This window comes from Kribbella yunnanensis (genome assembly GCF_039529655.1).
Classification (GTDB): Bacteria; Actinomycetota; Actinomycetes; order Propionibacteriales; family Kribbellaceae; genus Kribbella; species Kribbella yunnanensis.
In genome coordinates this window covers 77,148-101,780 of record NZ_BAAANF010000020.1, presented here as the reverse complement: position 1 = coordinate 101,780, position 24,633 = coordinate 77,148, and the positions used below count along the sequence as shown (strand labels likewise).

Annotated in this window: 28 protein-coding genes; 12 read left to right on the top strand and 16 right to left on the bottom strand. The window is 67.0% G+C overall.

Going from position 1 to position 24,633, the window contains the following annotated elements; genetic code table 11:
* The first annotated feature begins 89 nt into the window (after positions 1–89).
* From pstS to ABD231_RS30445, 5 genes are all read left to right on the top strand, one after another.
* Positions 90–1,217: a phosphate ABC transporter substrate-binding protein PstS gene (gene pstS / locus ABD231_RS30465; RefSeq protein WP_344159446.1), complete on the top strand. Its 1,128-nt coding sequence runs from the start codon at positions 90–92 to the stop codon at positions 1,215–1,217.
* 143 nt (positions 1,218–1,360) lie between these two features.
* Positions 1,361–2,560: a phosphate ABC transporter permease subunit PstC gene (gene pstC / locus ABD231_RS30460; protein ID WP_344159443.1), complete on the top strand. Its 1,200-nt coding sequence runs from the start codon at positions 1,361–1,363 to the stop codon at positions 2,558–2,560.
* Complete coding sequence (pstA, locus tag ABD231_RS30455) at positions 2,557–3,477, top strand: phosphate ABC transporter permease PstA (protein WP_344159440.1); 921 nt, start codon at positions 2,557–2,559, stop codon at positions 3,475–3,477. Before pstC ends, pstA begins: the two co-directional genes overlap by 4 nt.
* 21 nt (positions 3,478–3,498) lie before the next feature.
* Positions 3,499–4,275: a phosphate ABC transporter ATP-binding protein PstB gene (gene pstB, locus ABD231_RS30450; RefSeq protein WP_344159437.1), complete on the top strand. Its 777-nt coding sequence runs from the start codon at positions 3,499–3,501 to the stop codon at positions 4,273–4,275.
* Between the two features lie 104 nt (positions 4,276–4,379).
* Positions 4,380–4,931, top strand: a complete 552-nt coding sequence (locus ABD231_RS30445) for a hypothetical protein (RefSeq protein WP_344159434.1) — start codon at positions 4,380–4,382, stop codon at positions 4,929–4,931.
* Positions 4,932–4,978: 47 nt separating this feature from the next.
* Here ABD231_RS30445 and ABD231_RS30440 read toward each other — a convergent pair whose 3' ends face one another.
* A complete protein-coding gene (locus ABD231_RS30440) occupies positions 4,979–5,368 on the bottom strand; it encodes a DUF2752 domain-containing protein (RefSeq protein WP_344159431.1) in 390 nt (129 codons plus the stop codon).
* Positions 5,369–5,463: 95 nt separating this feature from the next.
* Between ABD231_RS30440 and ABD231_RS30435 the strand changes: the two genes are divergently transcribed.
* Positions 5,464–6,060, top strand: coding sequence for an RDD family protein (locus ABD231_RS30435; protein WP_344159428.1), 597 nt, complete (start codon positions 5,464–5,466; stop codon positions 6,058–6,060).
* Positions 6,061–6,074: 14 nt separating this feature from the next.
* A complete protein-coding gene (locus tag ABD231_RS30430) occupies positions 6,075–6,557 on the top strand; it encodes an RDD family protein (RefSeq protein ID WP_344159425.1) in 483 nt (160 codons plus the stop codon).
* 3 nt (positions 6,558–6,560) lie between these two features.
* Here ABD231_RS30430 and ABD231_RS30425 read toward each other — a convergent pair whose 3' ends face one another.
* The 3 genes from ABD231_RS30425 to thiC form a co-directional block, all read right to left on the bottom strand.
* The gene (locus ABD231_RS30425) at positions 6,561–7,115 is read right to left on the bottom strand and encodes a hypothetical protein (protein WP_344159422.1); all 555 of its coding nucleotides are present in this window, start codon (positions 7,113–7,115) and stop codon (positions 6,561–6,563) included.
* The gene (locus ABD231_RS30420; protein WP_344159419.1) at positions 7,112–7,621 is read right to left on the bottom strand and encodes a SatD family protein; all 510 of its coding nucleotides are present in this window, start codon (positions 7,619–7,621) and stop codon (positions 7,112–7,114) included. The genes ABD231_RS30425 and ABD231_RS30420 overlap by 4 nt, the downstream gene beginning before the upstream one ends.
* Before the next feature lie 354 nt (positions 7,622–7,975).
* Entirely contained in the window at positions 7,976–9,598 is a 1,623-nt protein-coding gene (gene thiC, locus ABD231_RS30415) for a phosphomethylpyrimidine synthase ThiC (protein ID WP_425554223.1), read from the bottom strand.
* A gap of 139 nt (positions 9,599–9,737) precedes the next feature.
* Between thiC and ABD231_RS30410 the strand changes: the two genes are divergently transcribed.
* Together ABD231_RS30410 and ABD231_RS30405 are read left to right on the top strand one after the other, a co-directional pair.
* The gene (locus ABD231_RS30410; protein WP_344159417.1) at positions 9,738–10,481 is read left to right on the top strand and encodes a lysophospholipid acyltransferase family protein; all 744 of its coding nucleotides are present in this window, start codon (positions 9,738–9,740) and stop codon (positions 10,479–10,481) included.
* 123 nt (positions 10,482–10,604) lie between these two features.
* Positions 10,605–11,129 (top strand): hypothetical protein, encoded by a 525-nt coding sequence (locus ABD231_RS30405; RefSeq protein WP_344159414.1) that lies wholly within the window; start codon positions 10,605–10,607, stop codon positions 11,127–11,129.
* 13 nt (positions 11,130–11,142) lie between these two features.
* On the opposite strand, the gene ABD231_RS30400 is transcribed toward ABD231_RS30405, so the two are convergent.
* From ABD231_RS30400 to ABD231_RS30360, 9 genes are all read right to left on the bottom strand, one after another.
* Positions 11,143–11,376 (bottom strand): hypothetical protein, encoded by a 234-nt coding sequence (locus tag ABD231_RS30400; protein ID WP_344159412.1) that lies wholly within the window; start codon positions 11,374–11,376, stop codon positions 11,143–11,145.
* 13 nt (positions 11,377–11,389) lie between these two features.
* Positions 11,390–12,526 carry an inorganic phosphate transporter gene (locus ABD231_RS30395; protein WP_344159410.1) on the bottom strand — a complete coding sequence of 379 codons (1,137 nt, stop codon included), beginning with the start codon at positions 12,524–12,526 and terminating at the stop codon, positions 11,390–11,392.
* Positions 12,527–12,612: 86 nt separating this feature from the next.
* Positions 12,613–13,611, bottom strand: coding sequence for an inorganic phosphate transporter (locus tag ABD231_RS30390; protein WP_344159406.1), 999 nt, complete (start codon positions 13,609–13,611; stop codon positions 12,613–12,615).
* Between the two features lie 2 nt (positions 13,612–13,613).
* Positions 13,614–14,246: a DUF47 domain-containing protein gene (locus ABD231_RS30385; RefSeq protein WP_344159403.1), complete on the bottom strand. Its 633-nt coding sequence runs from the start codon at positions 14,244–14,246 to the stop codon at positions 13,614–13,616.
* Positions 14,247–14,386: 140 nt separating this feature from the next.
* Entirely contained in the window at positions 14,387–14,695 is a 309-nt protein-coding gene (locus ABD231_RS30380; RefSeq protein WP_344159400.1) for a DUF202 domain-containing protein, read from the bottom strand.
* Positions 14,692–15,027, bottom strand: coding sequence for a YidH family protein (locus ABD231_RS30375; protein WP_344159397.1), 336 nt, complete (start codon positions 15,025–15,027; stop codon positions 14,692–14,694). The genes ABD231_RS30380 and ABD231_RS30375 overlap by 4 nt, the downstream gene beginning before the upstream one ends.
* Entirely contained in the window at positions 15,027–16,241 is a 1,215-nt protein-coding gene (locus ABD231_RS30370; protein ID WP_344159394.1) for a glycoside hydrolase family 3 N-terminal domain-containing protein, read from the bottom strand. The genes ABD231_RS30375 and ABD231_RS30370 overlap by 1 nt, the downstream gene beginning before the upstream one ends.
* Positions 16,241–16,702: a MarR family winged helix-turn-helix transcriptional regulator gene (locus tag ABD231_RS30365; protein ID WP_344159391.1), complete on the bottom strand. Its 462-nt coding sequence runs from the start codon at positions 16,700–16,702 to the stop codon at positions 16,241–16,243. Before ABD231_RS30365 ends, ABD231_RS30370 begins: the two co-directional genes overlap by 1 nt.
* On the bottom strand, positions 16,681–17,589 hold the full coding sequence (locus ABD231_RS30360; RefSeq protein ID WP_344159388.1) for a DMT family transporter: 909 nt from the start codon (positions 17,587–17,589) through the stop codon (positions 16,681–16,683). The genes ABD231_RS30365 and ABD231_RS30360 overlap by 22 nt, the downstream gene beginning before the upstream one ends.
* A 38-nt stretch (positions 17,590–17,627) precedes the next feature.
* Between ABD231_RS30360 and ABD231_RS30355 the strand changes: the two genes are divergently transcribed.
* Positions 17,628–18,254, top strand: a complete 627-nt coding sequence (locus ABD231_RS30355; RefSeq protein ID WP_344159385.1) for a TetR/AcrR family transcriptional regulator — start codon at positions 17,628–17,630, stop codon at positions 18,252–18,254.
* Here ABD231_RS30355 and ABD231_RS30350 read toward each other — a convergent pair.
* A complete protein-coding gene (locus ABD231_RS30350; protein WP_344159382.1) occupies positions 18,251–18,910 on the bottom strand; it encodes a potassium channel family protein in 660 nt (219 codons plus the stop codon). The two genes, ABD231_RS30355 and ABD231_RS30350, sit on opposite strands and share 4 nt — an antisense overlap.
* Positions 18,907–19,452, bottom strand: a complete 546-nt coding sequence (locus tag ABD231_RS30345) for an acyl-CoA thioesterase (RefSeq protein ID WP_344159379.1) — start codon at positions 19,450–19,452, stop codon at positions 18,907–18,909. Before ABD231_RS30345 ends, ABD231_RS30350 begins: the two co-directional genes overlap by 4 nt.
* 146 nt (positions 19,453–19,598) lie before the next feature.
* Between ABD231_RS30345 and ABD231_RS30340 the strand changes: the two genes are divergently transcribed.
* Positions 19,599–20,504: a DUF1444 domain-containing protein gene (locus tag ABD231_RS30340; protein ID WP_344159376.1), complete on the top strand. Its 906-nt coding sequence runs from the start codon at positions 19,599–19,601 to the stop codon at positions 20,502–20,504.
* Between the two features lie 2,521 nt (positions 20,505–23,025).
* Here the strand turns inward: ABD231_RS30340 and ABD231_RS30335 are convergent.
* Positions 23,026–23,883: a phosphotransferase family protein gene (locus ABD231_RS30335; protein ID WP_344159373.1), complete on the bottom strand. Its 858-nt coding sequence runs from the start codon at positions 23,881–23,883 to the stop codon at positions 23,026–23,028.
* A gap of 58 nt (positions 23,884–23,941) precedes the next feature.
* Here ABD231_RS30335 and ABD231_RS30330 point away from each other — a divergent pair, with 58 nt between their 5' ends.
* A complete protein-coding gene (locus ABD231_RS30330) occupies positions 23,942–24,586 on the top strand; it encodes a flavin reductase family protein (RefSeq protein WP_344159370.1) in 645 nt (214 codons plus the stop codon).
* The last annotated feature ends 47 nt before the right edge of the window (positions 24,587–24,633 follow it).

Here is a 24,633-nt window from a genome sequence, read left to right as displayed (position 1 = left end):
GGCGACGGGCCGTTCAGTCACGTGGTCTCCCTACCGTCTGTGGAAGTTCAGAAGTCTGATTCCCGCAGAAGGGCAACACTCTCGTGTCCGTGAATCGCCTGCTCCGCGTCGGCTCCGTCGCCGTGGCATCCCTCGGTGTGCTCGCTCTGAGCGCCTGTGGCAGTGACCCGGAGCCGTCCGGCTCCTCGAGCCCGAGCACGGGTTCCTCCTCGACCGGTGCGGAGTGCCCGCAGGGCACCCTGAACGCCGAGGGCTCTTCGGCGCAGAAGAACGCGATCGAAGAGGTCATCAGCAAGTACAACGAGACGTGCGACAAGGTCACGGTGAACTACAACGCGACCGGGTCCGGCGCGGGTATCAAGCAGTTCAACGCCAGCCAGGTCGACTTCGCCGGTTCGGACTCGGCGCTGAAGACCGAGTCCAAGGACGGCGGCGAGCCGGAGGCCGCGCAGGCTGCGAAGCGGTGCGCGAACAACCCGGCGCTGAACCTGCCGATGGTCATCGGCCCGGTCGCGATCGCCTACAACCTGGACGGCGTGCAGAAGCTGGTCCTGGACGGCGCGACCGCCGCCAAGATCTTCCAGGGTGACATCAAGACCTGGAACGACCCGGCGATCGCCAAGCTGAACGCGGGCGTCACGCTGCCGTCGGCGCCGATCTCGGTGTTCTTCCGTTCGGACGAGTCCGGCACCACGGAGAACTTCACCAAGTACCTGAAGGCCGCCGGTGGTGGCGCATGGAAGGGTGAGCCGGCCAAGAAGTGGACCGGTACCGGCGCCGGCAAGGAGAAATCCGCGGGTGTCGCCGAGGGCGTCAAGAGCACCAAGAACGCGATCACGTACGTCGAGTGGTCGTACGCCGTCGACAACAAGCTCGGCGTCGCGCAGATCGACAACGGTTCGGGCACCCCGGTCGAGCTGACCGCCGAGTCCGCCGGTAAGGCGCTGGCCGCCGCGAAGCCGGCCGGCACCGGGTCCGACCTGGCGCTGAAGCTGGACTACGCGACCAAGGAGGCCGGGGCCTACCCGATCATCCTGGTCACCTACGAGATCGCCTGCAGCAAGGGCCTGCCGGCCGAGAAGACCGCGCTGGTGAAGAGCTTCCTGACCTACTTCGCCGGCAAGGACGGCCAGGGTGCGCTCACCGAGCTGAACTACGCGCCGCTCCCGGAGGAGATCCGGACCAAGGTCGACGCAGCCATCCAGACGATCAGCTGATCCAGCAGATCCGCTGATTACGACAAAGCAGTGAAGCGAGCCCCGGCCGGTCCCGAGTTCCTCGGACGACGGCCGGGGCTTCGCCTCGTCATCCCGCACCGCACACAGCCCGACGACGACCCCAGGCGCTTGGAGCACCATCAATGAGTAGTCCAGACGGCACGGAACCGCCCGACCGGCCGGCGGAACCGGCTGCCTCCGGAGCAGAACCACGGATCGAGGACCTGGTCGACACCACCGGCCCGGCGTCCGTGCACTTCGAGACGTTGACCGACGAGCATGACGGCGGCCGCCCCGCGGCCGCGCCAGCAGTCGACGGTACCGGCGAGCAGGGCAAGGAGAAGCTCGAGCTCGGCCCGGTCGCCCACCTCGGCGACCGGCTGTTCTCCGGGCTGGCCCGCGGATCCGGCGGCCTGGTCATCGCGATCGTCGCGTTCGTCGGCATCTTCCTGCTGGCCCTGGCGATTCCCGCGCTGGCCGACGACAAGAGCAGCTTCCTGTTCTCCCGGATCTGGGAGCCAGGCGGCGCCGAGCCGCGGTTCGGTATCGCGGCCCTGTTCTACACCACGGTCATCAGCTCGATCATCGCGATGCTGATCGCAGTCCCGGTCGCGATCGGGGTCGCGCTGTTCATCACGTACTACGCGCCGCAGCGACTCGCGGCGCCGGTCGCGCACGCGGTCGACCTGCTGGCCGCCGTGCCGTCGATCATTTACGGCCTGTGGGGTGCATTGTTCTTCGCACCGATCCTGCTGCCGGTGATCAATGGCATCTCGTCAGCCCTGGATTGGATCCCGCTGTTCAAGAAGCCGATCGGCGACAACGTCGGCGTGATCTTCACGGTGTCAGTGGTGCTGTCCATCATGATCCTGCCGGTGGTCACCGCGATCAGCCGGGAGATCTTCGCGCAGACGCCGATCTCGCACCGCGAGGGCGCGCTGGCACTGGGCTCCACCAAGTGGGAGATGATCCGGATGGCAGTCCTGCCGTACGGACGCTCAGGCGTCACCAGCGCCGCGATGCTCGGTCTCGGTCGGGCGCTCGGCGAGACCGTCGCCGTCATGATCATCCTGACCGTCCCCAACGGCAACGATCCGTGGAACCCCTCGATCTTCGCCGGTGGTGAGACGTTCGCGTCGAAGATCGCCAACAACGCCGCCGAGTTCGACTCACCGGAGAAGACCGGCGCATTCATCGCGGCCGGCTTGGTGCTGTTCGTAGTGACCTTCCTGGTCAACTCCGCGGCCCGCCTGATCGTCGCCCGCAGCGCGCCCGGCGCCAAGCGCCCGAAGCGCAACCGCCGCGCCGGTACGACGGCCGCCGCCGAAGGAGCCTCGTCATGACCGCAGTCGTCGAGAACAGGCCGGCGTACGACGGCAAGGAGCTGGACCTCACCGGGAAGTCGGGGGCCCGTGCATTCAAGAACACGCTGGCCACCGTGCTGATTGTCGCAGCCTTCGTGATCGCGATCATCCCGCTGGTGTGGATCCTCTGGACCGTTGTCAGCAAGGGCTACCACCTGTTGCTGAGCGCGGACTGGTGGAGCCAGTCCCAGCGCGGCGTCACCGTACGGCGTGAAGGTGGTGGCGCCTATCACGCGATCATGGGCACCCTGATCATGTCGCTGATCACCACGGTTATCGCGGTCCCGATCGCGATCATGGGCGCGGTGTACCTGGTCGAGTACGGCAAGGGCACCCGAACCGCGCGGGCGGTCAGCTTCATGATCGACATCCTGACCGGTGTCCCGTCGATCGTCGCCGCACTGTTCATCTACGCGGTCTGGATCACGATTCTTGGCTTCAACCGGGTCGGATTCGCTGTGTCGCTCGCGCTGGTGCTCTTGATGATGCCCGTCGTGCTGCGGTCCACCGAGGAGATGCTGAAGCTGGTACCGGACGAGCTCCGGGAGGCGTCGTACGCGCTCGGGGTGCCGAAGTGGAAGACGATCCTGAAAGTGGTCGTGCCGACCGCGTTCGGCGGCATCGTCACCGGCGTGATGCTCGGTCTGGCTCGCGTGATGGGTGAGACCGCGCCGCTGCTGATCCTGGTCGGCTACTCGAAGAACATCAACCTGAATCCGTTCGACGGGTTCCAGGGCGCGTTGCCGACGATGATCAACCAGGACCGCACCGAGCTGGCTTTGCAGCCGGCCGCGGATCGCGTCTGGGCGGCGGCGTTGACGCTGATTCTCCTGGTCCTTGCCCTCAACCTGCTGGCCCGGCTGGTTGCCCGGTTCAGCACCATCAAGTCGAAATAGTCAGAGAGGTTCTGAGTCGATATGGCTAAGCGCATCGAGGTCAGCGGCCTCAACGTCTACTACGGCGATTTCAAGGCCGTCGAGGATGTGTCGATGACGATCGAGCCCCGCTCGGTCACCGCGTTCATCGGCCCGTCCGGCTGCGGCAAGTCCACCTACCTGCGGACCCTGAACCGGATGCACGAGGTGATCCCGGGGGCCCGCGTCGAGGGCAAGGTGCTGCTGGACCAGCAGGACCTGTACGCCAACGGCGTCGACCCGGTCGCCGTACGGCGGGTTGTCGGCATGGTGTTCCAGCGGCCGAACCCGTTCCCGACGATGTCGATCTTCGACAACGTCGCGAGCGGCCTGAAGCTCAACGGGGTCAAGGACAAGAAGAAGCTCGCCGAGGTGGTCGAGTCGTCGCTGAAGGGCGCGAACCTCTGGAACGAGGTCAAGGACCGCCTGGACAAGCCGGGTGCCGGTCTGTCCGGCGGTCAGCAGCAGCGGCTGTGCATCGCCCGGGCGATCGCGGTCGAGCCCGAGGTGATCCTGATGGACGAGCCCTGCTCGGCCCTGGACCCGATCTCCACGCTGGCGATCGAGGACCTGATCGAGAAGCTCAAGGACCGGTTCACCGTGGTGATCGTCACGCACAACATGCAGCAGGCGGCCCGGGTCTCGGACCAGACGGCCTTCTTCAACCTGGCCGCGACCGGTAAGCCGGGCCGGCTGATCGAGATGGCGGCCACCAAGCAGATCTTCTCGAATCCGACCGAGAAGGCCACCGAGGACTACATCACCGGCCGCTTCGGCTGATCACAGAGAATCACGGACCCGCGCCCGGCGGCGCGGGTACGTGACCCTGAACCCGTGGCCCAGATAGTCTGCGGGGATTCTTCGATGTCTCAGAAGGGACTGTGGTGAGCACTCCGACGCCTCCCGGCGATGATCAGAACGACCCCCAGGACACTCCTGGCCAGACTCCGGGCGGCCAGCCGGGGCAGTACGGCCAGCCTGGCTACGGCCAGCAGCAGCCTGGTTCCTACCCGGGTCAGCCCGGGCAGTACGGCCAGCCGCAGCAGCCCGACTATGGGCAGCAGCAGCCGGGCTACGGCCAGCAGCCCCCGCAGGCTCCGGGCTACGGCCAGCAGCAGCCGGGTGCCGGTGGCTACGGCCAGCAGCCGGGTCAGCCGGCAGCCGGTGGCTACGGCGCCTACCCGGGCGGCCAGAACCAGGGCTACGGCTACGGTGCACAGGCTGCCCCGAGCAACACCCCGATGATCCTGTCGATCATCGGCATCGTGTGCTGGTTCTGCTGCTCCCCGGCCGCCATCGGTCTGGGTCTGTTCGCGCAGAGCAAGTACCGCGAGCAGGGCCAGTCGGACACGCTGGCCAAGGTGACCTGGATCGGCGGTATCGCGTTCCTGGTCCTCGGCATCATCTCGTACGCCACCGGTCTCGTCGGCCGCTGACGTTCACGCTCGAATGGCGCCGGGTAGCAGTCGCTACCCGGCGCTCTTCAGTTCAGGTTGCGAGCGACGCCGTACACGATCATCAAGGCGATCACGGCCTTGGTGAGCCAGTCCACGACCCGCGGGCTCATGCTGATCCGGGGCAGCTTCACCAGCCGCAGCGCCTCCAGGGCCCACGCCAGCACCTGATAGCCGACGGCAAGGCCGATCAGCGGTCCCAGGACCAGTACGACGGGGTTGAAGTGCCAGGCGGCGTTCAGATCGCCACGGAGTAAGGCGGCAGCCATCCGGGTCGATCCGCAGAGTGGACAGTTCAGACCGGTGGTGGCGTGCAGGATGCACGGGATGCCGAGCCCGGTCAGCTGGTAGACCCCGGCGAGCGCGAAGCCGCCGACCCCTACCAGCGCGAGACCCTGCACCCGTCGGTCCACCGGCACGACCGGTCCCGTAGGGCGGATTACGACGCCATCGCTCACCGCACCACAGTAACCTGCCTTGCAGCCCGCAGCAGTGCACCAGAGAGGAACCCCAGGTGACCACCCCTCCGTACGGCGGCCCAACGCCGCCCGGTCAGCCGAATCAGTACCCGCCTGGTCAGCCCAACCAGTACCCGCCGGGCCAGCCTGGTGGCGGGTTCCAGCCGGGTGGGCAGATCCAGCCGGGCTACAACCCTTATGGGCAAGGCCCTTCGGGACAGGGCAACTTCCGCTACGCGCTCCCCGGTGATCCGGTCGGCTTCACAACGCGCGTCGGCGCATCCCTGATCGACGGTTTCGTGCAGGGGATTCCGGCCGGGATCGGGCTGATCGTCACCATCGCGATGCACACCTCGGATGCCGCCGGAGCTCCGCTGTCGCTGGGATTCCTGGGCAGTTTCGTGATCTGGTTCCTGAACCGGGTCATCCAGCAGGGCCGCACCGGCCAGTCGCTCGGCAAGAAAATCACCGGCAGCCGGGTGATCAGCATCGAGACCGGCGAACGGATCGGATTCGGCGCGAACCTCGGCCGCGAGATCTGCGCCTACTTCTTCAACTACCTCTGCTTCATCAACCTGCTCTGGCCGTTGTGGGACGAGAAGCAGCAGACCTGGCACGACAAAGTCGTCAACGACATCGTCGTCAGCACCTGAGACAGGACACACCAATGACTGCACCGTACTTTCAGCCGAACAACGAATGGGCTCCGCTGGCGGAGTGGGGGCCGCGGGTCGGGGCAGGGCTCGTCGACGGGCTGATCCAAAACCTCCCCGTTGCCATCGGCTACATCTTGTTCATCGTGAACGTCTTCTCCCGGGCAGACCTGGAGAACGACGCACCGGAGGCCTGGGCCGTGCTCGCGTTCCTGGCCGGTATGGCGATCAGCTTCGGTCTGTGGCTGTGGAACCGCGTGTTCCGCCAGGGCAACACCGGGCAGAGCATCGGAAAGAGCGTGCTGAAGATCCGTCTGATCGACGGTGTCTACAACCAGCCGGTCGGCCCGGGTAAGGCGCTCGGCCGCGAGCTCCTCAGCTGGGTCTTCGCCTACGCCCCGCTGATCGACGTACTGTGGCCGCTCTGGGACGAGAAGAAGCAGACCCTGCACGACAAGGTGCTCAACACGTACGTCGTGATCGACACCCAGCGCTAGCGGTCAGTGGGACAGCAGGAACCCGGCACAGGTCACCGCCCAGAGCACACTGGTGAAACTGCCGATGATGAAGCGCTCCGCGACCGCCTGCGGAGTGACGGAGGCGGGCTGGTCCGGACTGCGCAGCTCGGGATAGCGGGCCAGTCCCTTGATCGCCAGCACGATGGCCAGCCCCTCCGGCCAGCCGGCCACCAGGGCCGCGAAGATCGCACCACGCTCGAGTGAACCGATCAGAGCGCCGCCTCGCAGCACCTCACCGGCCTTCTGCGTCGACTGCGCCCGAGTGTTGCCCCGGTCCACCAGAGCGAGCACAGAGGTCGTCAGCGGGCCGCCACCGGTCACTGCGAGCCCGCCAGCCAGTAGAAGCAATACGTTCCACCAGCGCTCCGGCCAGGACGCCACACCGTCGCCGGAGAGCAGCACCAGACCGACCGCGACGCCACAGGCAAGCATGATGCCGCTGAGCACGATCTCCAGCGTGGCACCGGCCTTCGGCACCCAGGCCAGTACGGCGAACAGCAGCCCACCGGCCGTGAGCGCCAGGACAAGTGCCGTCACGCAGCGACCTCGGCGCGACTGAGCAGTTCGGACGCCAGCACCCGGCCACGCTGCTCCTCGGCCACTCCGGCCGCCTGAGCCCGTTGGGTTACCGCAGATTGGCTGATCCCCAGTTTCACGCCGATCTCCCGTCGTGTCAGTCCCTCGGCCAGCAGGTCGGCGACGGCCCACCCGCGGTCACTACGCCGGCGCAGTACCGACGCCATCAACCACAGCACCGTTTCCACCTGATCGGCAAGCTGGGCGTCGGATCCGCACACATTGACATGGTGCGGGCTGAACTTCGCCTTCGTCACCGCGTCCCGGGCATGGACAAACGCGTCCCCGTTACCCGCCCTGGTACTACGCGGGAGCGGCTCGATGACGTCGCCGATCCCAAGCCCGACGTACCAGGAGTCGCGGCGGAGCAGCTCGACGACCAGGTCGATGGTTGCCTTGGCCTCCGAAAGCACGCCCTGGACCTCGTCGCCGGCGGTCCGCTCGAACTTGCGGATCAGTCCGGGCACGCGGGGTCTGCGGTTCAGATTGATCAGTAGCTCGGGTACGAGATCGCCGCTGATTCTGCTGCCTCGCTGATCTACCGTGAGAACGAAGAGCACTGTCCCGCACCTCCTTCCAACGGAGTTAAGGCTACAGTCTTATTCACGCTGAGTGAAGGCGAAAACCTGAATCGGTTCACCCAATCACTCTCGGTGATCACCCCGCGGGACAGCTGATTCCCCAATTCTCCGCTCAAACCGGCCACTTCGGCATCTCGACGCGCGCGCCAATTTCACAGCGCGTAAGGCTGAAAAGGCCGGTTTTCGCGCCCGAGGGCCCTCCAAAACCGCTTCAGACCGCGGTTTCGGAGGGCCCGTTGCTCAGTCCGCCAGCGGCAGGTAGAGCTTGCTGTCCTTGGCCTTGAAGGTCTCGGACATCTCGGTGAAGCCGGCCTCGATCGCCTCGGTCGAGGTCAGGCCGTGCTCCTCGGCGTAGGCGCGGATATCAGCGGTGATCCGCATCGAGCAGAACTTCGGCCCGCACATCGAGCAGAAGTGTGCGGTCTTGGCCGGCTCGGCCGGCAGCGTCTCGTCGTGGTAGGACCGCGCGGTGTCGGGATCCAGCGAGAGGTTGAACTGATCCTCCCAGCGGAACTCGAACCTGGCCGTGGACAACGCGTCGTCCCAGGCCTGCGCTCCCGGATGCCCCTTGGCCAGATCGGCAGCGTGGGCGGCGATCTTGTAGGTGATCACACCGGTCTTCACGTCATCGCGGTCCGGCAGGCCGAGGTGCTCCTTCGGCGTGACGTAGCAGAGCATCGCCGTACCGAGCCAGCCGATCTGCGCCGCACCGATGGCACTGGTGATGTGGTCGTAGGCCGGCGCCACATCGGTTGCCAACGGCCCCAAGGTGTAGAACGGCGCCTCGCCGCAGAGCTCCTCCTCGAGCCGCACGTTCTCCGCGATCTTGTTCATCGGCACGTGTCCCGGGCCCTCGATCATCACCTGTACGTCGTGCTCCCAGGCGATCTTGGTGAGCTCCCCCAGCGTCCGCAGTTCGGCGAACTGGGCCTCGTCGTTCGCATCCGCGATACAGCCCGGGCGCAATCCGTCGCCGAGTGAGAACGTCACGTCGTACTCACGCAGGATCTCGCACAGCTCGGCGAAATGCGTGTACAGGAAGGACTCCTGGTGATGCGCGAGGCACCACGCGGCCATGATCGAGCCGCCGCGCGAGACGATGCCGGTGATCCGCCGGGCGGTCAGCGGCACGTACCGCAGCAGTACGCCGGCGTGCACGGTCATGTAGTCGACGCCCTGCTCGCACTGCTCGACCACCGTCTCGCGGTAGACCTCCCAGTTCAGCGCGGCCGGGTCGCCCTTCACCTTCTCCAGCGCCTGATAGAGCGGCACGGTGCCGATCGGGACCGGCGAGTTCCGCAGGATCCACTCACGGGTCTCGTGGATGTTCTTGCCGGTGGACAGGTCCATCACGGTGTCTGCGCCCCAGCGGGTGGCCCAGACGAGCTTCTCGACCTCGTCCTCGATCGAGCTGCTGACGGCGGAGTTGCCGATGTTCGCGTTCACCTTCACCAGGAACTTCTTGCCGATGATCGCCGGCTCGACCTCCGGGTGCCGCCGGTTCACCGGGATGACGGCCCGGCCGCGGGCCACCTCGGACCGGACGAACTCCGGATCCATGTTCTCCCGCAAGGCGACGTACCGCATCTCCTCGGTGATCGTGCCGGCTCGCGCATGCGCCAGCTGGGTCAGGTTCGCCCGGCCGGCGATCCACTCGCGCCGCAGCGCGGGCAGACCGGTCTGTACGTCGATCTGCGCGGTCGCGTCCGTGTACGGCCCGGACGTGTCGTACAGATCGAAGTGCTCGCCGTTGGTGAGGTGGACACGACGCGCCGGGACTCCCAGCTCGCCGCGGTAGATCTTCTCGGAGCCCGAGATCGGGCCGGTGGTGACAGTCGGTCGTACGGTGCCGATGGTTGTCACTTGCTGCTCCCTACGCCGGAATTACCCGGACAGGTTCGGCGGTCGGCGGCGCCGGAATCCTCCAGCCGCCCTCTCAGCCCACTACGGTGCGAGCTCCCGCGATCTCTAGTTATCACCGGCAGCTTAGTAGCATTCGTGGATGCGCGACTTTGTGTACCCACCGGTGGTCGGCTTCGCCCGTACGGCGTTCAAGGTGCTGGACGTGAACTTCCAGCTCTCCGGGACCGAGAACGTGCCCCGGACCGGCGGTGCGGTGATCGCGCTGAACCACATCAGCTACGTCGACTTCATCCTGGGCGGGTACGGCGCTCTGCCGAGCAAGCGGCTGGTCCGGTTCATGGCCAAGGAGGTGCTGTTCCGCAACCGCTGGTCCGGTCCGCTGATGCGTGGGATGCACCACATCCCGGTGGACCGCGGTGCGGGAGCGGCGTCGTACGAGCATGCTTTGCGGCACCTGCGCGCCGGTGAGGTGGTCGGCGTGTTCCCGGAGGCGACGATCAGCCGGTCGTTCGAGCTCAAGGAGTTCAAGTCCGGCACGGTCCGGATGGCCGCGGAGGCCGGCGTACCGGTGATTCCGCTGATCCTGTGGGGCACCCAGCGGATGCTCACCAAGGACCACCCGAAGGACTTCTCCCGGCACCGCACGATCGCGATCACCGTCGGTACGCCGATGTCCGTGACCACGGACGACGATCCGGTCGCGGCGACCGCCGTACTGCGCTCGAAGATGGCCGAGATGCTCGACGACACCATCCGCGCCTACCCGGAGCAGCCGCCGGGCGCGTGGTGGTTGCCGGCGGCCTATGGCGGGTCTGCGCCGACGCCTGAAGAGGCGGATCGGCTGGACCGCGAGGAGCTCGCGCGGCGCGCGGAGCGGCGGTAGTAACTCCGGACAAGGCCTTGACCCTCGGCGGTCGATGAGGGTACGAAGGGCACTTGTTATTGACAAGGCAGGAATCTGGGGGATTTCTGTGCTGCTTGCCTTGTGCTGGGCGGGGGAAGGTTTTTGTTCGAATCACCGGAAGAACTGCGCCTGTTCGATCCCGGGACGCTGCAGATCGCGCCACACGTGGCGGAGCACCTCCCGGACGCTGGGGGCTACTTCATCGACTGGTCCAGCCAGGGCCTGGATGCAGAGCGGGCGCGCGAGGTCGAGGCTGCGGTCAACGGGCGGCGCTGCGCGAACGGCTGGTTCCCGCTGGAGAGCCTGGACAGCATCGGCCACCGCGGCTACTGGCGTGGTCCGCTGACCTATCTGGCTCAGATGACTGCCGATGACGCAGCCATCCTGCAGGAGTGGGCCGGTCGCGGCCTGACCGGTGAGAACCGGCAGCGCATCGAGGCCACGGTCAACCACCTGCTGCACCAGCAGGGTCATGCTGCCGCAGCGACGTGGGCCGTGGCGGTCCGTCCCCAGGCTGGTCTGGACGCGGGCGAGCTGGGCGACCGGCTCTTTGCAGCCTGGGAGCAGAACCTCGACGCGGTGCGCACCAAGGACGTGGCCAAGGCAGTGCGTCGGTGGAACCGCTAGTGACTGTGCCCTTTTAATGAAATTGCGGGATTATCAGGTAGAGGCCGTAGAGCACCGCAGCTAGGCACGCTGCGAAGCACAGCGACGCCACTGCGGTGTCCAGCATCGCCGGCGGCCGCTTCTCGTCGATTGCCACCGCGCGCCGACCCATAGCTGTCACTCCGAAGGCGAACAGCACCGCCAGCCCCACTCCGAAGAGCAGGCTGACCAGCGCCACTTCACCAAGACCGGTCCAGTTGATGTGCATCGCCCTACTCCTCTCAGACCGCCGCGGTCGCCGAGGAGGCGGCCCGGGTGCTCGGGTACTCGTTCACGTTGGACGAAGTCACCGGCTTGCGCCGAGAGGCGACGTACAGGCCGCCACCGGCACCCACAGCCAGTACGGCGATCAGCGCGACCCCGAGGTTGCCGGAGTTCGCCACGCGGCCGGCCAGCGCGCCAACGATCGCGGCGGCGGGCAGCGTGAACAGCCAGGCCAGTGCCATCCGGCCGGCCACTGTCCAGCGCACCTCGGCCAGCCGCTTACCTAGACCGGCGCCCAGGATGCTGCCGGAGCAGACCTGCGTGGTGGAGAGCGGGAAGCCCAGGTGCGACGACGCCAGCAGCACTGCGGTCGAGCTGGTCTCCGCGGCGAAGCCCTGCGGCGACTCGATCTCAGCCAGCCCCTTGCCCATCGTGCGGATGATCCGCCAGCCGCCCAGGTACGTGCCGAGGGCGATCGCCATACCGGCCGCGAAGATCACCCACAGCGGTGGCCGGGAGCCCTGCGCCAGGCTGCCGGAGGTGATCAGGACCAGCGTGATGATGCCCATCGTCTTCTGCGCGTCACCGGTGCCGTGCGCCAGTGAGACCAGCGAGGCGGAGGCGATCTGACCGGCGCGGAAGCCGTCGTTGACGCTCTTCTTCCGGGCGCGCGCAGTGATCTTGTACGCGAGGTAGGTGCCCAGCAGGGCGACCACTCCGGCCACGATCGGTGCGGCGACGGCCGGGACGATGATCTTCTGCACCACGGTGCCGAAGTTGACCGCGCCGCTACCGGCCGCGATCCAGGTCGCCCCGATCAGACCACCGAAGAGCGCGTGCGACGACGAGCTCGGCAGACCGAGGTACCAGGTCAGCAGGTTCCACAGGATCGCTCCGACCAGGCCGCCGAAGATGATCGGGACGGTGACGAGGGTGTCGTCGACCAGTCCGCTCGAGATCGTCTTGGCCACCTCGGTGGAGATGAACGCCCCGACCAGGTTCAGTACGGCGGACAGTCCGACCGCGACCTTGGGTCTGAGCGCGCCGGTGGCGATCGACGTCGCCATCGCGTTGGCGGTGTCGTGGAAGCCGTTGGTGAAGTCGAACACCAGCGCGGTGATGATCACCACGACGACGAGAAACGACAGATCCATCTCGATCACATCCCTCGGCGGACGAGTTGTGGCCTCGTCCGACCGTAGGGGTGGTGGATGAATTCGAAATGAATGGGATTGCTGGGTTACTCGAGGATCAGGTGGGCGATGCCGTAGCAGCCGGCGGCGACCAGGCCGGCCGCCGGGATGGTCAGCACCCAGGCGGTGATGATGCCCTTCGCGACGCCCCAGCGGACGGCGGACAGGCGCTTGGTGGCGCCGGCGCCCATCACCGCACTGGTGATCGTGTGGGTCGTGGAGACCGGCGCGTGCAGGCCGATCGCCATCACGTACAGCACCGAGGCCGCGACCGCCTCGGAGGCGAAGCCGCGGGCCGGGTCGAGGTGGATGATCCGGCGGCCGAGGGTCCGCATGATCCGCCAGCCGCCGGAGTACGTGCCGAGCGAGATCGCGGTCGCGGCGGACAGCTTGACCCACAGCGGGATGCCGTCGCCCTTGGACACGTGACCGGTGGTCAGCAGCGCCAGGAAGATGACGCCCATCGTCTTCTGGGCGTCCTGGAGGCCGTGCCCGAGCGCCATCGCGGCCGCCGAGAGCGATTGCGCCAGCCGGAAGCCCCGTGTGGTCCTGCCAGGGTTCTTGCGCCGGAAGATCCACAGGATCGCGGTCATCAGCACGAAGGCGCCGAGGAAGCCGATGGCCGGTGACAGCACCATCGGGATGACGACCTTGTCGACGATTCCAGTCCACAGGACCACGCTCGACGAGGCCAGACCGGCGCCCACCAGACCGCCGATCAGAGCGTGCGACGACGAGCTGGGAAGACCGAAGTACCAGGTGATCAGGTTCCAGGTGATCGCGCCGATCAGGGCGGCGATGACGACCACCAGGCCGTGCTGTCCGGCCGGAGTGTTGATGATCCCCTTGCCGACGGTCTCGGCCACCTCGGTGCCCAGCAGCGCGCCGAGGAAGTTGCAGACCGCGGCCATCACCAGGGCGACCCGAGGAGTCAGCGCCCGGGTCGAGACCGAGGTCGCGATCGCGTTCGCCGCGTCGTGGAAGCCGTTGGTGTAGTCGAAGGCCAGCGCGATCACGACGACCGCGATGACGAGCGCGAACTCCACGCTCAGCTCTCCTTGACGGCGATCTGCTCGACCGTGTTGGCGACGTGCTCGAACGCGTCGATCGCAGCCTCCAGCAGGTCGACCACGGTCTTCAGCTTCAGCACGGTGAGCGTCTCGTACTCACCGCTGAACAGCTTGGCGATGATCCGGCGGTGCACCGCGTCACCGGTGTTCTCCAGCCGGTTGATCTCGATCCAGTACTCGGCCAGGTCCTTCATGGTGCGCAGCCGCGGCATCGTCTCCGCGGTCAACTGCGCGGCCCGCTGCAGGACCTCGATCTGCTCGGCGACCTCCTCCGGCAGCTTCTCCAGGTTGAAGAGGTGGACGGTGTCCACCGCCTCCTCCATGAAGTCCATGACGTCGTCGAGGTCGGAGGCCAGCCGGTAGATGTCCTCGCGGTCGAACGGGGTCACGAACGTCGAGTTCACCCTGCGGATGATCGAGTGCGTGGTCTCGTCCGCCGCGTGTTCGGCGTCCTTCATCTGGACGGCGATCTGATGACTGGCCGACAGGCCGGTGCCCGCCGTACTGCCGAGCAGTTCGGCGAGGATGCGAGCTCCGTCCACGAGGTGGTTGGCGGACTCGGTGAAAAGGTCGTAGAACGTCGGGTCGTTCGGACGCAGACGTAACGGCACTTCAAGCTCCGGGTGAACGAGGGACAAACCGTTGATCATGCTAGGGGGAACAGCCCGCGGTTCTTGCATCCGCGGGGTCAACGTAGCGCGTCGGGGTGAACTAGTTCACTAGGAGATGACTAGCGAGTAATCAATTGGTATCAGCGTGTGACCACGGCATACAGGTCGAAGAGACCGACCACCAGGACCAGTCCGGCGGCGATCCGGAGCACCCGGTCCTGGCCCAGGGCCGGGACCGCGGCACCCTTCGCATGCCGGTAAACAGCGCTCACCGCCGCCCAGCAGCCCAGTGAAAGCACCAGTACGACGATGCCCAGGCCGGTGCGGACGTCGGACGAACCGTGGCCGGAGGCAAGCAGCAGGATGCCGTTGGCGATCAGGCCGAGCGAGGTCCGGCGCCAGGCGAGCAGGGTGCGCTCAGGCTGCAGTCCGGGGTCCGGTGTGCTCATCGCCACATTGCGAAGATCAGGCCCACCACACCGGCCACAGCGATGGTTGCCGCCAGCATCAGGGGCAGCCTGGTCACCGGCAACGGCTCACCGCGCCGCATGGCGACCACGTTCTGTTGCCAGCGGCGCAGTGCGCCGAAGGTCGTGACCAGTCCGGCGCTGACCAGGATCAGTCCGATGATGCGGGCCGGCCAGCGGTCCAGTCCGAGGTCGAGGAACTGCACAGCCGAGAGTCCACCGGCATAACAGGCCAGTGATGTCCGCAGGTACGCCAGATAGGTCCGCTCGTTGGCCAGAGTGAACCGGTAATCAGGCTCCTGCTCCTCCGGCATCAGCAGGTCACCAGACCGTGCTTCTGCTTGAGCGCGAGCACCCGCCGTACGCTCTGGTCGAGCTGTGCGGCGAACGCCTTGTCCTGCTGGGCCTTCGCGACCAGTGCGTTCACCATGGCGGCCGTGAGGTTCGCTGCGCCATTGATGACGATGTCGCCACCAGCTGCGATGACCCGGGTCGCACGCTGACCGGCCGGCACGCTCGCCACGTTCGCCGCCGCGCCGACATCGTCGGTGATCACAACGCCGCCGTACCCGAGGTCGCCGCGGATCATGCCCTGGATGACGGTCTTGGAGAACGCTGCGCGATTGTCGGGGTCGATCTTGTTGTACGTGACTGTGGAGACCATCAGCATCTCGCTGCCGGCCTCGATCCCGTCCGCGAACGGCTGCAGGTCGTCGTCGCCGCGGACGGTGACGTTGTCGAACACGTTCGCCGAGAAGTCGGTATTGCCTTTGACCTTGCCGATGCCGGGGAAGTGCTTCACCGAGGTGATCACACCGCTCTCGGCCATCCCCCGGACGAACGCCTGCACCGGCGGCCCGACCTCTGCCGCCGTGTTACCGAACTCGCGGTCCAGACTGCCGATCGGCGCGTTCTGCTTCTTCAGAGACGCCGGTACGACGTCGGCCACCGGTGTGAGGTTGGTGTTCACCCCGGCCTGCTTGAGCTGGCCGGCCCACTGCGTCGCCCGGGCGGTGAGCTTGTCACTCGTCCACGTGCCTTGCACCGTCGCCGATGGGATGCGGGTGAAGCCAGAGCCCTTCAGACGCTGGACCTGACCGCCTTCCTGATCCGCTGCCACCAGCGGCCGGATACCGTCGACCGTGGCGGCAGTCGTCGCGGCGGCGGTCGCCGTACGGGTGTGTGCCAGGCTGCCGCCCGGACCGAGCAGCAGGACGCCGCCGGGCTTCTGCTTCTGGATGATCGACCGCTGCGCCGAGGTCATGCCGTTGGCGCCCATGCCGGTCATGATCAGCTGGGCCGCGCGCTGGCGCAGTGTGAGGCTCTCCAGCTTCGCGTCGAGACAGCTGGGTGCCGACGGTGTCTCGGTCGGGGTCGTCGTTGGCTGCGCTGTGGTCTTCGGTGGCAGCGGTACCGACGACGACGGGACTGTGCTGGGGCCGGCGGTCGGCGGGGACTGGCTGTCGTTGCATCCGGCCAGCAACAGCGCGGACAGTACGACGAGGGCTGTCGCGCGTGCCCGCGTCATCAGCGGTCCTGGCCGGTGTTCTCAGCCAGTGCCGTGCAGATGTCGAACAGCTGCTCCACCTGCTCCGGACTCAGCGCGTCGAAGATCGCACTGCGGACCTCCTCGACATGACCGGGCGCGGAGTCCACCAGCTTCTGCCGACCAACGTCGGTGAGGATCGCCACCTGACCCCGGCGGTCGGACTCGATCCCTTCGCGACGCACCCAGCCGTACTGCTCCAGGCGGTTGACCGCGTGCGAGAGGCGGCTCCGGGAACCGAGCGTCGCGATCGCGAGCTCACTCATCCGCAACCGGCCGTCTGCTGCGTCGGACAGCCGCACCAGGATCTCGTAGTACGTGTGTGGAATCCCGGCGTCACGCTGTAGCTGCTGCTCGATCCGGCTGTTCACCACGCGTTGGGCAGCGATGAACGCTCGCCACGCACGCGCCTCTTTCTCGTTCAGCCATCGGGGTTCCGCCATGCCCGCAGCGTAATCAGCAGGACTGCAACCGCACAGACCAACATGCCGAGCACAGCAAGCGCTCCGATGCTCTCGTCCAGCACAAAGTAGGCCAGCAGCATCGTGGTCGGGGGCACCAGATAGAGCAGGCCGCTGACCCGCGTAGCTCCGGAAAGCTTCAAATTGACCAAGAACAAGCCCCAGCCGCCGCCTGTTGCCAACAGCACCAGCCACAGCACAGCGCCATAGAACCCTGGCTGCTGCGGAACGCTGAGCTGGTGAGTCGACGCAGCCAACGTGACGAACAGCACTGCCGACACCATGCTCTGAACACAGACGGCATCGAGTGAACTGACGGCTGATTGACGGCGACGATCCAGAACGGTGCCGGCCACCAGACCGAGCAGGCCGAGCAGCGGGATCAGGAACAGCAGCAGCGAGCCGTGGCCGGCATTCAGATCATCTGCGACCACCAGAGCGACACCGCCGAGCCCGATGACCAGTCCGGCCCATTGACGTCGGCTGACCGGCTCGCCCAACAGCGGACCGGCGACAGTCGCGATCAGTAGCGGTTGCAGCGAGCCGATCAACGCCGTCGCTCCGGCGGTGATGCCGTGGTCGATGCCGGTGAAGATCGCACCGAGGTAGACGAACTGGGTCAGGACTGCCATCCACACCTGCGTGACGAGGTCGCGGCGGGTCATCCGGGGTCGGCGGATGCTCAGGATCACTGCGCCGAGTGCTGCGGCGACCAGGTAGCGCCAAGCCAGCAGGTCGAACGCGTTCGTGTACCGCGTCCCCCAGCCGGCGCCGATGAACCCGGAACTCCAGAACACGACGAACCCGGCACCCGCGGCGAGCGTGATCAGGCGCAGATCCGGCGTACGTCGTACTGCCTGGGTTGTCATTCCCCGACAGTAACCACACCGGTCGGTATACTGTCAGTATGCCTGTTCAGCAGATGAGACTGCTCGTCGACCGCGAAGTGCCGGTGGCGGACCGGCTGACCCCGGCCGGGACGCGCATCCTGGCGGCGGCTTCGACCCTGTTCTACGAGCAGGGCATCCGGACGGTCGGAGTGGACACGATCGCGGCGGCGGCCGACGTGACGAAGAAGACCCTGTACGACCGGTTCGGTTCGAAGGATCGGCTGATTGCGGCGTATCTGGAGCATCGGAACCGCGTGTGGCACGAGTTCCTGGATGAGCAGCTCGCGGAGCGCGCACCGCAGACGCCGGAGGACGTCGTACTGGCTCTGTTCGCGGCGCTGACGGACTGGGTTGCGGGGTCGCGCAACGGGTGTGGGTTCATCAACGCGAGTGTCGAGCTCGCGGCGCCTGACCATCCGGCGATGCCGGTGATCGTGGGGCAGAAGCAGTGGATGCGGTCCGAGTTCGAAGCGCAGGCACGGCTGGCCGGGATGGCGGATCCCGGCGAGCTGGCTGATCGGCTGCTGCTGCTCCACGAGGGTGCGTTGGTCAGTTTCCGGGTTGCAGCGATGGCGAATGCGACCGAGGTCGCCGGCCGCGCTGCCGCCGACATGCTTGCCGGGTGGCCACGCCTTCAGGCTTAAGCGTTGCGGCGCGAGATCGTCAGGCCGACCAGGCGGGACACGACCATGGCGACGTACCCGAGACCTGCCAGTTGCTCGAGCATCACGACCGAGCGACCCCAGTTGGTGATCGGTACGACGTCACTCAGGCCGGTGCTGGACAGGGTGGTGAAGCTCAGGAAGAGCAGCTCCATCCAGGTCCGGTCGTTGCCGGGGGCAACCGCTGCGATGAAGCTGCCGGGGACGAGGACCTGGACGAAGACGTACAGGTAGGCGAAACCCCAGGCCACCAAGGTGAATGTGGCACCGGTCGCGTAGAGCTCGTCGGTGCTGACGTCATGGTCGGACAGCATGTAGCGCAGCAGGCTGTAGGCCGCGTAGAAGTAGAAGGCCGCGTGCAACACGGCGGAGACGGCCACCACCGTGTCGCTGGAGTTGTACACGTCGATGAGCGAGAGGACGACAGCTGGAATGCCGAGGCCGATGCTGATCCAGGTGAGACCCGGTGTGGCGCGCACGGAGAAGACCGCGAGCACCAGTACGACGATGCCGATGATCTCGAAGCCGACGCGGCCCGCCTGGGAGTCCTGGGTCAGCGGGTAGATCACCACACCCAGCAACTGGACGATGAGCAGGACGGCAGACGGATGCCGCCGGGCGCCCGAGAACCAGCTCATCCCGCGGCCTCGTCGCCTGCCGCCTGCGCTTGCGCTTGATCCTGCTCGCGCGAGGCGATGATCGCCTGCCGTTTGGCCAGCCGGTGACTGCGGCGGATCTCCGCCTCCCGCATCCGGCGCTGCTCCTCGTCGGTCTCCGGCACGACCTGCGGCACCTCACGCGGCTTGCCATCCGCGTCGACCGCCACGAACACCAGGTATGCCGACGCCACGTGCACCTCGGGTCCGACCGCGTCCCACCGGTCGGCGGTGATCCGCACCCCGACCTCCATCGAACTCCGGCCGGTCCAGTTCACCTGGCTGGTGAAATGCACGACGTCCCCGACCCGGACCGGCACCAGGAACGTCATCTCGTCCATGGACGCGGTCACCGCGGGCCCACCGGAATGCCGCGCCGCGACCACCCCCGCGACCGAGTCGACCAGCGTCATGATCACGCCGCCGTGCACAGTACCGAGCAGGTTCGTCTCGTTCTGCGCCGTGATGTGCGACAACGACAGCCGAGTCACCGAGGTCGGCCGCGACGCCGGGATGCTGGACATCTGGTCTCTCCTTCACTCCGGACCGGGTTCGGTCCCGGGACCGGTTCGGTCCCGGCCGCAGAGTACCGACCAAGTTGTCCACAGGTTCGGATTGGGCGGTTGGGGCGGGGGCGAATCCTCGTACTTTCTCTGTCGAGGAGGTGCCCATGACAACCACCGAAACCCCCACCGACGCCTACCTGAGCCCCCTGACCGCCGCCCAGGTCGACCGTCTGGTCACGCTAGCCCTGTCCACCTGCCGCCGACTCGGCTTCGACCTGCTCTATGAGGCCGGCGCCCTGTTCTCCCCTGGCCCCGGCCCGATCCTCGGCCTCACCAACCTGGCCCGAGCCATCGCCCACCAGGATCCGGACGACTGGCCACAGTTCATCGACATCCACTTCACCGACCTACTCCGCCGCCTCGACCAAGGCGTCCCCGATCCCCCCGACAACCCCGCCGCCCAACTCATCCAGCGCCTGGTCCCCCGCACCTCTCTCCCACCCAACTGGGTCGGCAGCCGCCCCGACGTACTCCCCGGCCTCCTCTCCGTCCCCGCCACCCAGCAAGACGAAACCGTCACCATGTACCTCGACCCAACAGACCTAGGCCTCACCTGGTCAGCCGCCGAAGCCCTAGGCCTAGCCAACCTCCGCCGCCGCCCCGACCACCTAGAACTCCTAGCAGAAGACGACGTCCAGATCGCCCGCCTAACCGGCGACTCCTTCACCGCCTCCCGAGCCCTGGTCCTGGACACAGTCCTCCACGAAACCCTCAACCTCCCCACCCTCCCCTCCGCCGTCCTAGCCGCCGTCCCCTCCCGAGACCTCCTCCTGATCCACATCGTGAAGGACCTCTCCGTCCTCCCAGCCCTAGGCCACCTCCTCCACCTAGCCGCCCGAGCCCACTCCCATGCCCCCGGCCCCCTCTCCCCCGACATCCACCTAGTCACCTTCACCCCCACCGGCCACCCCACCTGGCACCCAGCCACCACCCATTCCACCCCCACCACCCTCGCCCTCTCCCCCCAACTAACCACCCTCGTAAGCTCCCTCCCCGCCGAAGCCACCTGAGACCGCAACACATCCTCAGCCGACCGACACCCGTGCCTACGCGTCCTTTGTGGAACATCACCGCCAGCCCCTTGACTGCGGCTGGCTACCAACGGGACGGCGAGGCAGACCTGTGGCTGAGTTGCATCGCGAGCTCGGCGACCAAAGCGTGCGTTGCCCAGGCTGACGGGCTGTGGTCGCCGCAGCCGGCAACGGAGTCCTAGAAGCTAGACACGCCCCCGTGGCTGCCGCGGAACAAATTCCCCCGTCGTGGCCGCCGCACCGAACAGCAGTCCCGCGCGGCTGCCACTGTCCAGCAGTCGCCCGGCGCGGTGACGGCTCTTCAGGTCGTCCGAGGTGCAGCGGGCGTGGTTGTTGGCTAAATGGGCTGAGGAACAGCGGGGGTGGTGGTTGACTGAGCGAGCCGAGGAGCAGGGGGCTGGTAGTCGTCTGCGTGGGCTGAGGAGCAGCCGGGGTGGTGATGGGCTGCATGGGCTGAGGAGCAGGACGACGCCGTCGGCTCACCACCCACAGCCCGCCGTCTTGAAGCGACGGGTAGCCCCCAAACTCCTGCATCGGTCAGCTGTCAGACGACGTATCTCGCCGACGGCAACCGAAGCCCGTTAGCCACGGGCAATCGGCACACGATCGCCGACCTCGCCATGCAGCTCAGCCACAGCCCCGCTCCGCCACCCCTCCTCTGCAAGCCGGCCGCAGCGGCGAACACCCACCGCCGTACGTCTCCGGCTGCATCCGAGCGTGCCTGCTCACGCGATCTGCGCAACGACAGGACGTATAGACCTACTAGTCGCCATCGGCACGCTCAGCAAAGGCGGCGACCAGCCCAATTCGGCGTACACATCCTGTCGATCGGATGATGCGAACGCTGGTCGCCTGTGGTTTCCGCCTGAAGCTGGGTAGGCGAACTGCCGTCGCCCGACAAGTGGGCGATCGCGGGCGCCCAGACCGCCGGGACGTCCGCCCGGCTGGCAAACCGGGGTCGATATTCGCCCTATCCGGCTCAACAATCTCCCCCAAGCCGGTTCGGGCAGGACGTGCACCACCCACGAGGAGACCGGGATCGCGGGGCGGATCCGCTCCCGCAGTAGTACAAGCGGGTCAACGAGCCTAAGCCCCGAATCCGCGAGACCGAGCAACCCACCGAGCAGTACGACCCGCACTACCTGATCGCCGATCGCCGGTCCTGGCGAGGTCCACCCGCACTCGCCAGGACCCGAGCGCGGCAACCGCAGATCCAGATCCCCCAACCCATCGCCTAAGCCCGCCCACGCGAGAGGACCGCAGAAGCCAGCCCACACGACAGATTGACGGCAAGGAGCCACCTCCCCCAACGCGTCGTCCCGGATCCTCGCCACATCGAGGCGACCTTCGTTGATCGGAAACTTTTGGGCGCCATTTGCCCATTTATTACCGACTAGCGAACGGGCACGGCGTGGAGACAATCTGCCCCCGAATCGGCTTGGCATTCATCCCGATCCGGACCAGCACAGGCCCGGCTCCACCCCAATCGCCCCGTTGGCCCTCGTTCGGCCTCGTTCGGCCTCGTTCGGCCCCGGTCGGCCCCGGTCGGCCCCGGTCGGCTCCATCGGCCCCGGTCGGCCCCGGTCGGCGGCTCGCCCGGTCGGCTCGGCTCGGCTCGGCTCGGCTCGGCTCGGCTCGGCTCGGCTCGGCTCGGCTCCCAGCAGGCCCCTTCCCGCACGCCAACCACAACCCGGCAACCCCAGGCGACGGGGAGCCGCGGTCACCGGGCCTCGCCATCCACCTCAGCCACCGCGGCGCCCCGCCACGCTTTCTTTTTGGTCGGCCGGAAGCGGCGATCAGCCACCGCGGACGTCCCCGGCCGAGTCCTTTCGGACCTGCACCCCGACTCGACCACCAAAGGCGGCCGACAGAAACCAGAGGGCGGGCCACGCGGGTGGCTGGGCTGGTTGGCGTGGCCCGGCGACCGCGGCTCCACCTCGTCTGGGGCTGACGGGCTGTGGCTGAGGTGAGTGAGGCTCGAGTCTTGCGTTAGCCGGAAGATTTCGGGTCCAGACGCCGCCGATTTCGTTCCCACTAACGCGCCAGACACCCCCGAGGTCTCGGGCGACGCGGTCGCACCCGTTGTCGGCCGGCTGACCGCACGCAACCGGGCCCAGCTGCGGCGGTTAGTTGTCAGATGACGTATTTCACCGGCGGCAACCGGAGCCCGTTAGCCGGAGGCATCGCGTGCAGCGGACGTGCGTCGGCGGTGTCGATGGGCATGCGGTCGCCGGCCTCGCCAAGCAGCTCCGCCACAGGGCCGGGCCCGCCACCTCCTGTGCAGCCGGGCCGCGGCGGCGGGCGAGCGTCGGCGTGGGGGCCGGCCGCATTTGAGTGGCGGGGGGATGTGCGCAGCGACAGGACGTGTAGGGGTGGCAGGCGGCCTGGGACGTTTGGCGGGGGTGGGGGGCAGGGGCGATTTGGCGTGTACGTCCTGTTGGTCGGGTGGTGATGTGTTCCGGGGGACCTGCGGTCGGCTGGCATGTGACCGAGGGCGGGGTTAGGTGAGGGTGGGCCAGGGGTGGGGTGGGGTGGTGGTGAAGAAGGCTAGGAGGTTTAGGAGGCGGCTGGTGGGTGGGGCGGTCCAGTGGCGTTGGGCGGGCCAGGGGGCGGCGGTTAGTTTGCCTAGGGCCCAGGAGAGGTGGAGGTAGAGGATGCCGGCGGCTAGTTCGTCGTCGGAGACAGGATTGGCTGTTGCGGTGAGGTATTTGGGGAGTAGGTGGGCGACTTCGGTCAGGCGGAGTTTGGCGAAGTCGTAGGCGCGGGGTCCCCAGGCGGCGTCGCCCCAGTCGATGAGGGCTTCGAAGCTGCCAGTGGCAGGGTTGACGAGAAGGTTGTGGGGGGCAACGTCTCCGTGGAGTAGGACAAGTGGTGCCGAGCGGTCGAAGCGTTGTTCTAGGCGATCGAACCAACCCAATAACCAGTCGGCTGTGCCGGTGTCCAGATATCCACGCACGGCAAGGTCTTCGACGGTCGTGCGTGGTTCGCCCCAGCCGTCCGTGGGGACTCCGGGCAGCGAAAGGCGTTCGGTGGAATGCAGGCGGGCCAGGTCGACGACGACCTCGGAGGGTGTGGTGACTGGCTCGGTGCCGTGGATTCGTTCCATCACGACCAGCGCGCGGCTCTCGGAGTACTCGAGGATGGCTGGGGTTCGGACGCCGGCCTTGCGGGCCAGCGGTACGACGAGGGTTTCCTTCCGGAGGTCGTCTTCGAAGCCAACCCTCGCCACCCGGACGAACAGTCGCGGCCCGACAACGAAACCGCGGTTCGCAACACCACCGGGGACTTCGGCCACGTCAGCCGAAGAGACGCCGTACCGGACTGCCAGTTGGCGTACGTCGGCCAGGATTCGATCCATCTCGGTGATCTTCGACGGGGGGAGCGGATGGTGTCCAACGGTTTGATGTACTGCGGGTGTGCGAGTTGAGCTGGATCCGGAGCAGGTCGGGTCGCGGGAGATCTATGCGACGTTGAACTCGGTGGTGGTGCCGCGGCCGATCGCGTGGGTGTCGAGCCGGTCGGCGGATGGGGTGCTGAATCTGGCGCCGCACTCGTTCTTCACGGTGTCGTGTGTGCGGCCGCCGATGGTGCAGTTCACGTCGGTGGGGCGGAAGGACAGTTTGAACAATGTCGAGGCGACCGGGGAGTTCGTGGTGAACTTCGCGGCCGAGGGGTTGTTCGAGCAGGTGAACGCGTCGGGGACGAACTTCCCGCCGGAGGTGTCGGAGTTCGAGGCGATCGGGGTCACGCCGGAGCCGTCGCGAACCGTCGAAGCCCCACGCGTGGCCGAGTCGCCGGTGGCGATCGAGTGCACGTTGCACACGACGTTGGAGCTCGGAGACTGCACGGTCGTGATCGGGCAGGTGCGGGCGATCGCGGTCGACGAGGCGGTGCTGGCCGATGGCCGGCCGGAGGTTCGGTTGTTGCGGCCGCTGGCCCGGCTCGGTAAGGACGAGTGGTCGACGCTGGGTGAGATCCGGGAGATCAGCCGGATCCGGTACGCCGATTGGCCCGGGCACTTCGACCTATCAAGAAGACCGGGTTCTGGGTCTCAGAGCTGACGTTTCTCGCGCAAAACAAGGGGTTTTGCGCTTGTTACGACATGGTG